The organism is Massilia rubra (assembly GCF_011682065.1).
Taxonomy (GTDB): domain Bacteria; phylum Pseudomonadota; class Gammaproteobacteria; order Burkholderiales; family Burkholderiaceae_D; genus Telluria_A; species Telluria_A rubra.
The window spans coordinates 1-12,002 of sequence record NZ_VUYU01000006.1; the positions used below are offsets into that span (position 1 = coordinate 1).

Below are 12,002 nucleotides of genomic sequence, written 5' to 3' on the forward strand. Positions count from 1 at the left end.
AGCAAAAGAAGTGCAGCAACAGTAGTAAAGCAGCAGCATGCCCACGTGGCGGAATTGGTAGACGCGCATGGTTCAGGTCCATGTGCCGCGAGGTGTGGGGGTTCGAGTCCCTCCGTGGGCACCACTCCCTGGAAGAAGTTTTCCGAGAGTACCAAGTAGTAAAGTAGTAAATTGTTGTAGTAGCTGTATCAGTGCCCACGTGGCGGAATTGGTAGACGCGCATGGTTCAGGTCCATGTGCCGCGAGGTGTGGGGGTTCGAGTCCCTCCGTGGGCACCACTCTACCGGGTTAGATTATTTCCCGCAAAATTCCGGAAGCGCCGCAGTCCTTGCATAAAGGCTGCGGCGTTTTGCGTTGCGCGGCCGGTTTCATGCACGCCCCATATATCCGATTCAGGAATACGCCATGATTGATCATTTGCCCGGCCGCGTGCTGGCTGTTGTCCTCCTCGCACTCTGCGGCGCCGCGCATGCCGACCCGGTTGACGACATCGTCAACGCCGAATTGGCGCGCCAGCGCATTCCCGGCGCCGCCATCGCCATCGTCAAGGATGGAAACACCATCAAGGAAGGCGCTTACGGCATGGCCAACCTGGAACACCAGGTCGCCGTCACGCCCGATACCGTGTTTCAGTCCGGTTCGCTCGGCAAGCAATTTACCGCCGCGCTGGTCCTGTTGCTGGCATCCGACGGCAAACTGACCCTGGACGACCCGATTTCGCGCCATCTTGCGGCCACGCCGCCAGCCTGGAAAAAGATCACGGTGCGCCATTTGCTCAATCACACCTCGGGTTTGCGCGATCCGGACCATATCATCAAGCTCAACCAGGACTACACCGATGCGCAATTGCAACGCGCGGGCAGCAAGTTGCCGCTGCAGTGGGCGCCGGGGACGGCATGGGCATACAGCAATTTCGGCTACCAGCTGCTGGGCATCCTGTGCACCCGGGTGGGCGGCAAGCATTATGGCGAACAGCTGCGTGAGCGCATTTTCGCACCGGCGGGCATGCAGGCGCGCATCATCAGCGAGCGCGACATCGTGCCGCACCGCGCCGCCGGCTACGACCTGGTCGAAGGCGCATTCAAGAACCAGGAATGGGTCTCGCCCACGCTCAACACCACCGCCGACGGCAGCCTGTACCTGACCGCGCGCGACCTGGCCAAATGGCATATCGCGCTCGATGGCGACCAGGTGCTGGGCGCGGCGCTCAAGCAAGCCATGTGGCGCCCGACCACGCTCGCCAGCGGCGGCGCCAAAGCCTACGGTTTCGGCTGGGAGACATCGCCCACCCTGGAGCGGCGCTCGGTCTGGCACGATGGCGCATGGCAGGGATTCACCACCCAGGCTACCCGTTTCGTCGACGATGGGCTGGCGGTGGTGGTGCTGACCAACCGCTCCGAGACCGACATCGCCAGGCTGCTCGAACTGGTCGCCGCCCACTACCTGCGCGCGCCACGCTGACCTTGGGGGCTGGCGCGCCTGCCGGCGGTCGCGGCCGGCGCGCCCGGGAGCTGAAGCGCTGCGCGCACGCCGCACACTTGACTTGCGGCGCCAACAGGCTATGCTCGCTCTGGCATATGACAACTTTCCGCAAATCCGCTGTGGCCTTTCTTCTCGCCTGCGCAAGCGCAGCGCTGCTGGCCGCCCCGGCGCCCTGGTTCACCTGGCGCAGCAAGGCCGACGGCAAAATGGTATGCCACCAGACGCCGCTCGGACCGGGTTGGGAAAAGGTCAACGGCCCCTATCGAGATAGCCATTGCATGAAGTTGCTTATTGCTAAATAATAGTGAAAAAACATAGAGGAGAAACTTGAAGGTTGAGGGTTGTCAGTACATCCATTCACACTGAGGAGAAGTCCATGTTTACGAATCCCGAACAATTTGCATCCGCCACCAAGACGCTGTTTGAACTCCAGATGATGACTTTTAACGCCCTCACCAGCAAAGCGGTGCAAGGCGTGGAACAGGTTGTCTCGCTGAACATGACGACTGCAAAAAATTCGGTGCAAGGTTCCATGGCGATGGGCAAGGAAATGAGCCAGGCCAAGGACCCGAAAGCGGCGATCGACGTTGCCACCGCCCACGCCAAGCCGATGGCCGGCGCGGTGCAGTACGGCGAGCAGCTCAAGGTGATCATCGACGACATCCACAGCGAATTCACGCAGGCCGCCGACGCCCATATCGCCGAAGCCAAGAGCGCCCTGACGGCGCTGATCTACGACGTGACCCAGAACGTCAAGCCGGGCTCGGAAAACGCCGTCGAAATCATCAAGACCGCGATCGACAATGCCTTCCAGGGCTACGAGCAGGTGACCAAGGCCACGCGCCAAGCCGTGCAAGTGGTGGAAGAGCAGATTGCCAAGGCCACCGCGCAGGTTGCGCCGGCCGAGAAAAACGCCGCCTGATTGCTTCAGGCATGAAAAAGCGCCGTTCCCGGCAATCCGGGACGGCGCTTTTTTCCGATTGGAATGCGCTGCGTCAGGCGACCACGCCGCTGCAAACGATGATCACCAGCACCAGCAGGGTAATGCGCTTGCGCGTGGCGAGGCGATCGACCGCCCGGTGTGCATATTGTCTCACTCTGTTCTCCCGATGGAGCCGCGGCGTGCGCCACGGCGGTTGCGTCTGCGTGTCAGACAACTTTGTTGGTGGCCAGGTCCCATCCGCCCGAGGTATTACCGCCCGTTCCGCCGCCGACTTTTTGCTGCGTGTACTTCCATTTCACCTTGGAATACTTCAAGCCCAGCTGCTCGTTCAGGATGTCGCCTTCGGTCACGGACGGGCTGACGGTGCTGATCAACACATTTTCCAGTTCCATCTCGAAATACTTGATGCGTTCCCCCTGGCCGTCTGCGCGCATGAATTCCAGCTTGGCTTTCGGCAGCGTCTTGCCGGACGAGCAGTTTTGCAGCAGCAGCGGCGTGGCCAGGTCGGCCAGCTTGGCGATGAACAGCTCGCTGTGTTCGCAGCGCTCGGCGGTATGGCCTCCGCCGGTCGACGCGGTGGCCGACTTGGGCTGCGACACGCTCCACGACACCGACTGGCATTCGATCCAGTCCTTGTGCAGGTTATCGGTCGATTCGCCCTTGATGCCGTCGATTTGCAAGTAGACGTCGATTGCCATGTTGAACTCCATGTGTGAGGAATAAGACCGCGAGATATTGAACGCAAACCCCATTATTGGAGCGGCGAAGCGACCCGCGATTGCGCACGATCAAGCTCGGCTCAGTTCGCTTGAGGTCTTGCTCAATCGAGGCACGATTGATCTCGATCAAACAGCGCCTTGCGCTGGAATGAAAGCACGACAAATATCATGAAGGTGCCGGGCGGAATTGTTTCTAATTGGAATGCATCCTCACCTTCAGGGAGTCGTCCGTGTCCATTTCCGCCCAGAATACTTATTCCAGCATCAAGCCCGAGCTGCGCCAGGGCAACCGGCGTTCATCCGATATCGAACAGCAAGCGTACGCGGCCGTGGGGCGCAGGTTCGCCACCGGCGCCGCCAGCAGGGTGCGCTACGTGCGCCTTGTGCTGGGTGCGGCGGCGTCGATCACGGTCGTGATGCTGGTCACGCTGGTGGCGCTGCTGACGTACGACAACATCAAGTCGCCGCATGTGCTCAAGGCCGCCTCCCCCGCCAAGGTCGAGCCGCGCGCGGCCGCCGTGGCGCTGGCGGCGCGTGCCAAGCCGGTCGTGATCATCGATGAAAAAGAGGATGCGCCGGTGCGGCCGGTGGTGGCCCCGGAACCGATTCCACCGCTGGTGCTGCTGGCGCCGGAGGCGGTTCAGGCGTCGGCGTCGCCGGCCCCGGCACGGCTGGCGAGCCCGGTCAAGGCGTCGGCCAGGCTGCGCGAGCACCTCAAACCGGCCGCCGCCGCGGGCAAGCATGTCGCCGTAAAAGCGGGGAAAACGGTGCCACAGCCGGCGCTGCGCAAGGCCAGCCGCAGCGAACCGCGCAAGGCGCCCGCCGCCGTGAAACGCAAGGTGGCGTCGATGGCGGCGCCGGCGCGGCAAAGCGAGCACGGCGGCGCGCTCATCACCGTGCTCTCGAACACCGGCGCGCAGCAGCGCTACCTGGCCCAGTCCGGGCCGACGCTGGCGTCCCGCCACGCGCCGCGCCGGCGCCACCTCGCCGAGCCCTGAAAACCACGCCGCCCCGTATCCGAGGCGAATTTGCTGGGGTTTGCCGGCCACTGACGATATACTGTACATAATTACAGGGTTTGGTCGATGGTCCGCAGCACAATGCGCAAAGTTCTTGAGAATGAGTTCTACTATCTGGATAATTTCCATCAGGTACTGGAATGGATTGCCGGGCGTTACAACGACTTGCTGACCGAGGAGGAGCGCGCGTTCATCGCCACGTTCCCGTCGCTGCCGCAAGCCTCGCGCGCGCTGCTGGTGCGCATGGTCATGCGCAAAGGCACGGTTTTTCGCGCCAGCAAGCTCAATTACGCCGAAATCGGCTGCGCGGTCGAGGCTGCGCGCCACCTGCTGCCCACCGGCTGGGTCCACGCCGACCCGGTGCTGACGCTCGACGCGCTGTTCGACCTGCTGCTCAAAGCCGAGATCGGCGCCATTTTCAGCCTGTCGCTGCACGAAAAGAGCGCGCGCAAGGGCGAACAACTGGCCGCCCTGCGCGATGCCTTCGGCGACGCGCGCGCGTTTTCAGCCTGGTACCGCGACTCGCCCGACACTGTCTACAGCATCACCGTCAAGGACCTGTGCGACCGCCTGCGCCTGATCTTCTTCGGCAACCTGCGCCAGGACTGGACCGAATTCGTGCTGTCCGACCTGGGCTTGTTCCAGTACGAAAAAGTGGAATTTTCGGCTTCCTCGCGCGGTTTTCGCACCCGCCGCGATGTCGACGATTACCTGGCCCTGCACCAGTGCAAGGAGCGCTTTCGCGCCGGCGACGCCCTGGACGAGGTGCTGGCCACGCTGCCGCGCGAGCGTTTTGACAACGAATGGATCGACAGCCGGCGCGAACGGCTGATGTTCCAGATCGCGCAACACGTGGAAAAGCAAAAAGACTGGGGCCAGGCGTTCGAGTTGTACGCCTGCTGCAATTATCCCGGTGCGCGGGCGCGCGCCATCCGCGTGCTGGAAAAACACGAGCGCCATGCCGAGGCGCACGCGCTGCTCGAACGCGCCCAGGCTGTGCCCGAGAGCGACGCCGAGCGTCAGCAACTGCTGCGCATCGCGCCGCGCCTGCGCCGCAAGCTCGGGCACCAGGCGCTGCCGTCGCGGCGCACGCCGGCGGTGCGGCGGCTCGACCTCTGCCTGCCGATGCCGCTTGAAGCGAACTGGTGGGTAGAAGGCATCGTGCGCGACCATCTGGCCAGCGCCGACGCACCCGTGTTCTACGTCGAGAACGCGCTGATCAATTCCCTGTTCGGGCTGCTGTGCTGGGGGCCGATCTTCAGCGCCATTCCGGGCGCGTTTTTCCACCCGTTCCACCGTGGCCCGGCCGACCTGCACAGCGCCGATTTCTATCGCCGGCGCGAGCGCGAATTCCGCGCCTGCCTCGACCAGTTGGACGACGGCCGCTACCAGGACAGCATCCGCGCCAACTACGACAGCAAGCGCGGCATCGTCTCGCCGTTCGTGGCCTGGGAAGCGCTCAGCGCCGAGCTGCTCGGGATGGCGCTGGCCTGCATCCCCGCCGAGCACCTGAAAAAATGGTGCGAGCGCATCCTGCTCGACATCAAGGCCAACCGCAACGGCTTTCCGGACCTGATCCAGTTCTGGCCGCTGGAGCGGCGCTACAACATGATCGAAGTCAAAGGCCCGGGCGACCGCCTGCAGGACAACCAGCTGCGCTGGATCGAATACTGCGCCGCGCATCAGATGCCCATTTCCGTGTGCTACCTGCAGTGGGCGCAGTGAGCTACGTCGTCGCGGTGCGCGCCCTGTGCGAATTTTGCGCCAAGCAGGGCGACCTCGACCTGCGCTTCACGCCCTCGCCCACCGCCCAGGAAGGCATCGCCGGCCACGCCGTGGTGACCGAGCGGCGCGGCCCCGGCTACCAGAAAGAGGTCAGCCTGGCGGGCGAATACGGTCCGCTGCTGGTGCGCGGGCGGGCCGACGGCTACGACCCGGCCCAGAACCTGATCGAAGAAATCAAGACCTTCCGCGGCGACCTCGATCGCATGCCAGCCAATCATCGCCACCTGCACTGGGCGCAGGTGCGCGTCTACGGGCACCTGCTATGCGCGCAGCTCGGCCTGGAGCAGGTGTCGCTGGCGCTGGTCTACTTCGACATCGGCAAGCAGACCGAAACGGTGCTGCGCGAGACCCACAGCGCGTTTGATTTGCGCGCCATGTTCGCCGACCAGTGCGAACGCTTCGTGGCGTGGGCCGCGCAGGAGCTGGCGCACCGCGAGGCGCGCGACGCGGCGCTGGGCGCGCTGCGCTTTCCGCATCCGGCGTTTCGTCCCGGCCAGCGCGACCTGGCCGAAACCATCTTCCGCGCCAACAGCGGCGCGCGCTGCGTGCTGGCGCAGGCGCCGACCGGCATCGGCAAGACCATCGGCACCCTGTTCCCGGCGCTCAAGGCGGCGCCGCTGCACCGGCTCGACAAGGTGTTTTACCTGGCCGCCAAGACGCCGGGACGCAAGCTGGCGCTCGACGCGGCCGACGCGATCAAGCGCAGCGCGCCCGGCCTGCCGCTGCGCGTGCTGGAACTGGTCGCGCGCGACAAGGCGTGCGAGCATCCCGACAAGGCCTGCCACGGCGACTCCTGTCCGCTGGCGAAGGGCTTTTACGACCGCCTGCCGGCGGCGCGCAGTGCCGCGCGCGCCGTGCCGCTGCTCGACCGCGAGGGCTTGCGCGCGGTCGCGCTGGCGCACCAGGTCTGCCCGTATTACCTGGGCAGCGAAATGGCGCGCTGGAGCGACGTGGTGGTGGGCGACTATAACTACTACTTCGACATGGGCGCGATGCTGTACGGGCTGGCGCTGGCGAACCAGTGGCGCGTGAGCGTGCTGGTGGACGAGGCGCACAATATGGTCTCGCGCGCGCGCAAGATGTATTCGGCCGACCTGGAACGCGGCGCCTTGCGGGCGGCGCGCGCGGTGGCGCCGGCGCACTTGAAAAAGGCGCTCGACAAGGTGGGGCGCAGCTGGCCGTCCAAGGATGGCGCCGATTACGAAGTACTGGGCGCGCCGCCCGAAAAACTGCTCGATGCGCTGCAGGGCGCGTCAAGTGCGATCACCGACTACCTGGCCGACAATCCGGGGCCGATGGAACCGGACCTGCAGCGCTTCTACTTCAGCGCCCTGCACTTCGCGCGGCTGGCCGAGACCTTTGCCGAGCATTCAATGGTCGACTGCACGCGTGACGGCGCGCACGCGTCCACCCTGGCAATCCGCAATATCGTGCCGGCGCCGTTCCTGAAACCGCGCTTCGCGCTGGCGCATGCGACGGCGCTGTTTTCGGCCACGCTCAGTCCCTGGAACTACTACAGCGACGCGCTCGGCCTGCCGGCCGATACGGCCTGGGTCGACATCGACTCGCCTTTTGTCGCCGACCAGTTAAGCGTGCATGTGGTGCGCGATATCTCGACGCGCTTTACCCACCGGGCCAGGTCGGTGGCGCCGATTGCGGCCTTGATCGCGCGTCAGTATGCGCAGGCGCCGGGCAATTACCTGGCGTTTTTCAGCAGCTTCGATTACCTCGAGCAGGTGGCCGAGCGGGTCGAGCGCGATTATCCCGACATTCCCGTGTTCCGCCAGCCGCGCCGTATGGCGGAGACGGAGCGCGACGCTTTTTTGGGGCGCTTCACGCTGGACAGTCGCGGAGTCGGGTTCGCGGTGCTGGGCGGCGCGTTCGGCGAAGGGATCGACCTGCCGGGCGCGCGCCTGATCGGCGCCTTCATCGCCACGCTCGGGCTGCCGCAAATGAATCCGGTCAATGAGCAGATCCGCCAGCGCATGCAGGCCACGTTCGGGGCGGGCTACGACTACACATATTTGTATCCCGGGATGCAGAAGGTGGTGCAGGCGGCCGGGCGCGTGATCCGTACGGAGGGCGACCGCGGGGTGGTGTATCTGATCGATGACCGCTTTGCGCAGCCGGAGGTGCGCGAACTGCTGCCGCGCTGGTGGCATGTGGACCAGGCGGGATTGCCGGTGTCGTAAGCCGCGATGACCAGCCGTCCTCAAAACCGTCGTCATTCCCGCGCAGGCGGGATTTAACCCGTCGTCATTCCCGCGCAGGCGGGAATCCAAGTTAGTAGATTCGCGACTGCGGTGCGAACTTGGATTCCCGCCAAGGGGGCCGCCGAGGCCGGGAATGACGGTTTCGAGGTTAGCGCAGGAATGACGGTTTTTGAAGGTTGACGCGGGAATGACGAGGTGTCAGCCGACAAGCGCCCTGACCTTCTGGTAGCCACTGCGGCTGATCGGGATGCGGGTGGCGTCCTTGAGAATCGCGGTATGGCTGTCCCTGCCCTGCTCGATGCGCTCGATCGCGCCCAGATTGAGCATCCAGGACCGGTGAACGCGCACGAAAACAGCCGGATCGAGCTGGCTTTCGAGTTCCGTCAGCCGCTGGTTCTTTAAATAGTGCCTGCCGCCGGCGCTGATGCGCACGTAATCGTCCTGCGCTTCGATATAGTCGATCTGCCCGGCGGCGATGATGTGCACGCGCGCGCCATCGCGAATCAGCACCCGCTCGAGCGGCTTGCTGCGTAGCGCCGACTCGCGCAGCACGGCGTCGACGCCGCCCTGCCTGACGCTGGTGCGCGCATGCGCCAGCGCCGCGTCGAGCCGCTGCTGACTGAAGGGCTTGAGCAGGTAATCGACGGCGTGGATATCGAAAGCCTTGAGCGCGTACTGGTCGAAGGCGGTCACGAAGATATAGCGCGCCCCGGCGCCGGCCAGTTCCACCACCTCGAAGCCGTTCAACTTGGGCATCTGGATGTCGAGAAAGACCAGGTCCGGCGCCAGTTCGGTGATGGCCTTGACGGCGTCGAAGCCGTTGGCGCATTCGGCCACGATCTCGATATCGGCGTGCATCGCCAGGAACTCGCGCACCAGGGCGCGCGCCAGGTCTTCATCGTCGACGATTATCACGCGCATGCTTGTCTCTCGGTGGTGTGAAAGGGCAGCGACAGCGCCACCCGGAACTGGTGCGCCTCGCGCGTCCAGTGGATGCTGGCCTCATTGCCATAGGTGGCCGCCAGGCGCTGGCGCACGTTGGCCAGGCCGATCCCGTGGCTGGCGGCGGCCGGCGGATCGTTGTCGATATCGTTTTCCACCACGATTTTCAAAATCGAGCCGGCGCGCCGCGCCGCGATGCGGATGGTGCCGCCGCCGGTCAGGTGGGCGATGCCGTGCTTGATGGCGTTTTCAATCAAGGGCTGCAGGATCATCGGCGGCAGCAGGCAGTCGAGCGCGCCGGCGTCGAGCGCCTGCTCGATGTTCAGGCGCGCGCCAAAGCGCACTTTTTCGATGGCGACGAAGTGCATCGCCATCGCCGCTTCCGCTTCCAGGGTGACCTTGCGGCTCGCCTCCAGGCCAAGGCTGTGACGAAAAAAATCGGCCAGTTGCAAGGTCATGTCGCGCGCGCGGGCGGGGTCGATGGAAGTGAGCGCGCTGATCGAATTGAGGCTGTTGAACAGAAAATGCGGATCGATCTGGGTGCGCAGCATGCGCAGTTCGGCGTCCTGCGAGGTCAATGCCGCTTCCAGTTCGCGCCGTTCGGCGGCGCGCGCGCGCTGGAATTCGAACGCCAGGTAATGCGCCACGGCGCACAGCGCGTACAGGATCACGCCCAGGCCGAAGATCGCCGCTTGCAGGGGGGCGCTCATGGCGATGGCGGCGCAGGCATGGTTCCAGCCGATGCACAGCGCGGTCCACGCAAGGCTGGCCACGACGGCGGCGACGGCGAACACCAGCAGCACGGAAATCGCGCTGCGCTCATTGAGCGGATAGGCGCGGCACAGGTAGTAGCTTGAAAACCCGGTGGCGCAGGCATACAGCAGCGTCACCGGTACGGTAAAGAGCAAGCCGTCGGTCCACGCGGCGCCGCTGGCGGCCACGATCAGGCCCGCGAACACGATCGCCAGCAGCAGCCACGCGAGCAGGTACAGCCCGGCGCCGCGCCGCGTGGAGAACGGTCCTTGCATCAGTTGCGCACTTCCACGCCGCCCATGATGGCGTAGCCGCGGATGGTGAGGCGCTTGCCGGCGTCCGCGGCGGGCGCGGTCCTGTCCTCGAAGCCGCCGAGCACCGGCACGCCTTTCAGTATGATGGTCCAGTCGGGCGGGCACTTGATGGTCACGCCGCCCATGACAGCGAACACATTGATCTCGGCCTCGCCAATGATCGACGACTCGCGCAGGTCGAGCATGCAGTCGCCCATGAATGCGCTGATGTCGCCGCCACGAAACGCCGGCGTGCTGAGGCGGCGCCGGAATCCGCCGAGGATGGCGGTGATATCGACCACGGCGTCGGCGTCGGCGTCGGCCGAGAACGTGGCGCCGGCATCGTCCTTGAGCGGCACGCCGGGCGCCGTATCGCGCTTGCGCAACGCTTTGTGGATCACGCCGATACCGAACAAAATCAGCAGCACCGGCCACAAGGTGCGGGCGTTGAAGAAGTAGCCGTAACCGAGGCGGTTGAGGGTGAGGACGACGCCGGCGGCGGTGATCAAGCCGAACAACATGCGCTCGTGGCGCGAATCGGCTTCGGCGAACTTGACCAGGCCGCCGATGATGACCAGCACGGGCCAGAAATGCATGACCTGGCGGCGGTCAATGATGTACAGGTTATCGAGCAGGTACAGCATGCCGAAGCCGATCACCGCCAGGCCGAGCCAGACCTGGTTGGGGACGCCGGAGGTGCGGGCTTTACTTTTCATTGGTCGGCTCCGTGCCGGGCGCGAGGCGGCGTTCGATGAACGGTTCCAGGATCATGGTCACGCCACAGAAGATGACCGGAACCGGCCAGCCGTTGCTGAAGGTCAGGCCGAACAGGTGTTCGAACACGGCAAACAGCCACAGGCTGCCGAACACCTCCCACAAGCCCCTGGTGAAGTCCTTGGCGGTCGGGAAACCGATCATTCTGTTCACGCCCATGACGGTGAGCACCAGTGGCGAGTAATGCCAGATGTTATCGACGTGGTACACATCGAGCCGGTCGAGCAGCACGACGGTGCCGAAGCCGATCAGCAGCAAGCCCCACATCAACTGCTTGCGCCATTCGTAAGAGGATTTATTGGACACGATTGCTCCTGTAGTCAGTTCAGGCGCCACGATACATCGGCGCGGCGGCGCTGCACAGGGGATTTCGGCCAATGGCCGCTGGCGCCCGGTGAACGGCGGCGCGAGCGGCTGCTAGGAACCGAACGCCACCGAGGCCGACAGCGCCAGCATCATGGTGCCGGTGAGGCCATCGATCCATTTCCATGCGGCGGGGCGGGCAAACAGGCCGGACAGCCGGGTGGCGCCGTAACCGAGCGCGCAGAACCACAACGCCGAGGCGCTCATGGCGCCGAGTGCAAAAGCCGGGCGTTCCGGTGGCGCGAAGTTGCCACCGATGGCGCCGAGCAGCACCACGGTGTCGAGGTAGACGTGCGGATTGAGCAGGGACAGCGCAACCACGCTGGCCAGGGCCTGGCGGGCACTGCTGCGCAGAGTGGCCGGCCCGACCGTGAGCGCGGCGTTGGCGAACACGGCGCGCCAGCTGCGCAGGCCGTACCACAGCAAAAATGCCGCCCCGCCCCAGCGCGCCGCGCCCAGCAGTAGCGGCGACGATTGCACCAAGGTGCCCACGCCGGCCACGCCGAGACCGATCAGGGCGGCATCGATGAGAATGCAGGCGAACACCGTCAAGCCCACGTGTTCGCGCTTGAGGCCCATGCGCAGCACGTGGGCATTTTGCGAGCCGATGGCGACGATCAGCCCGAAACACAGGGCCAGGCCGTTGAAAAAAGTGGAAAGATAGGGCATGCACACTCCGGTTGATCGCTAAGAGATGCGAGTGTGCAATATCGATG

12 protein-coding genes and 2 tRNA genes are annotated in these 12,002 nt (G+C 64.8%); 8 read left to right on the forward strand and 6 right to left on the reverse strand.

Going from position 1 to position 12,002, the window contains the following annotated elements; genetic code table 11:
* The first annotated feature begins 39 nt into the window (after positions 1-39).
* The 5 genes from F0185_RS10355 (at position 40) to phaP (ending at position 2,404) form a co-directional block, all read left to right on the forward strand.
* A tRNA-Leu gene (locus tag F0185_RS10355) sits at positions 40-124 on the forward strand.
* 69 nt (positions 125-193) lie between these two features.
* Positions 194-278: transfer RNA gene (locus F0185_RS10360), tRNA-Leu, on the forward strand.
* Positions 279-405: 127 nt separating this feature from the next.
* Complete coding sequence (locus F0185_RS10365) at positions 406-1,461, forward strand: serine hydrolase domain-containing protein (protein WP_167224091.1); 1,056 nt, start codon at positions 406-408, stop codon at positions 1,459-1,461.
* 116 nt (positions 1,462-1,577) lie between these two features.
* Positions 1,578-1,784: a hypothetical protein gene (locus F0185_RS10370; protein WP_167224093.1), complete on the forward strand. Its 207-nt coding sequence runs from the start codon at positions 1,578-1,580 to the stop codon at positions 1,782-1,784.
* 74 nt (positions 1,785-1,858) lie between these two features.
* On the forward strand, positions 1,859-2,404 hold the full coding sequence (gene phaP, locus F0185_RS10375; protein WP_166898760.1) for a TIGR01841 family phasin: 546 nt from the start codon (positions 1,859-1,861) through the stop codon (positions 2,402-2,404).
* A 227-nt stretch (positions 2,405-2,631) separates the two neighbouring features.
* Here phaP and F0185_RS10380 read toward each other — a convergent pair whose 3' ends face one another.
* Positions 2,632-3,123, reverse strand: coding sequence for an Hcp family type VI secretion system effector (locus F0185_RS10380; protein WP_167224095.1), 492 nt, complete (start codon positions 3,121-3,123; stop codon positions 2,632-2,634).
* Positions 3,124-3,374: 251 nt separating this feature from the next.
* Here F0185_RS10380 and F0185_RS10385 point away from each other — a divergent pair, with 251 nt between their 5' ends.
* The 3 genes from F0185_RS10385 (at position 3,375) to F0185_RS10390 (ending at position 8,140) form a co-directional block, all read left to right on the forward strand.
* Positions 3,375-4,142, forward strand: coding sequence for a hypothetical protein (locus tag F0185_RS10385; protein WP_167224097.1), 768 nt, complete (start codon positions 3,375-3,377; stop codon positions 4,140-4,142).
* A gap of 102 nt (positions 4,143-4,244) precedes the next feature.
* Positions 4,245-5,888 carry a VRR-NUC domain-containing protein gene (locus tag F0185_RS34415; protein WP_223164488.1) on the forward strand — a complete coding sequence of 548 codons (1,644 nt, stop codon included), beginning with the start codon at positions 4,245-4,247 and terminating at the stop codon, positions 5,886-5,888.
* A complete protein-coding gene (locus F0185_RS10390) occupies positions 5,885-8,140 on the forward strand; it encodes a helicase C-terminal domain-containing protein (protein ID WP_370663999.1) in 2,256 nt (751 codons plus the stop codon). The genes F0185_RS34415 and F0185_RS10390 overlap by 4 nt, the downstream gene beginning before the upstream one ends.
* Before the next feature lie 219 nt (positions 8,141-8,359).
* Here F0185_RS10390 and F0185_RS10395 read toward each other — a convergent pair whose 3' ends face one another.
* From F0185_RS10395 to F0185_RS10415, 5 genes are all read right to left on the reverse strand, one after another.
* Positions 8,360-9,082, reverse strand: a complete 723-nt coding sequence (locus F0185_RS10395) for a LytR/AlgR family response regulator transcription factor (RefSeq protein WP_167224101.1) — start codon at positions 9,080-9,082, stop codon at positions 8,360-8,362.
* Complete coding sequence (locus F0185_RS10400; RefSeq protein ID WP_167224103.1) at positions 9,073-10,131, reverse strand: sensor histidine kinase; 1,059 nt, start codon at positions 10,129-10,131, stop codon at positions 9,073-9,075. Before F0185_RS10400 ends, F0185_RS10395 begins: the two co-directional genes overlap by 10 nt.
* The gene (locus F0185_RS10405; RefSeq protein WP_167224105.1) at positions 10,131-10,865 is read right to left on the reverse strand and encodes a LiaI-LiaF-like domain-containing protein; all 735 of its coding nucleotides are present in this window, start codon (positions 10,863-10,865) and stop codon (positions 10,131-10,133) included. The genes F0185_RS10400 and F0185_RS10405 overlap by 1 nt, the downstream gene beginning before the upstream one ends.
* Positions 10,855-11,229: a LiaF transmembrane domain-containing protein gene (locus F0185_RS10410; RefSeq protein ID WP_166898749.1), complete on the reverse strand. Its 375-nt coding sequence runs from the start codon at positions 11,227-11,229 to the stop codon at positions 10,855-10,857. Before F0185_RS10410 ends, F0185_RS10405 begins: the two co-directional genes overlap by 11 nt.
* A gap of 111 nt (positions 11,230-11,340) precedes the next feature.
* Complete coding sequence (locus tag F0185_RS10415) at positions 11,341-11,955, reverse strand: LysE/ArgO family amino acid transporter (RefSeq protein WP_167224107.1); 615 nt, start codon at positions 11,953-11,955, stop codon at positions 11,341-11,343.
* Positions 11,956-12,002 lie beyond the last annotated feature (47 nt).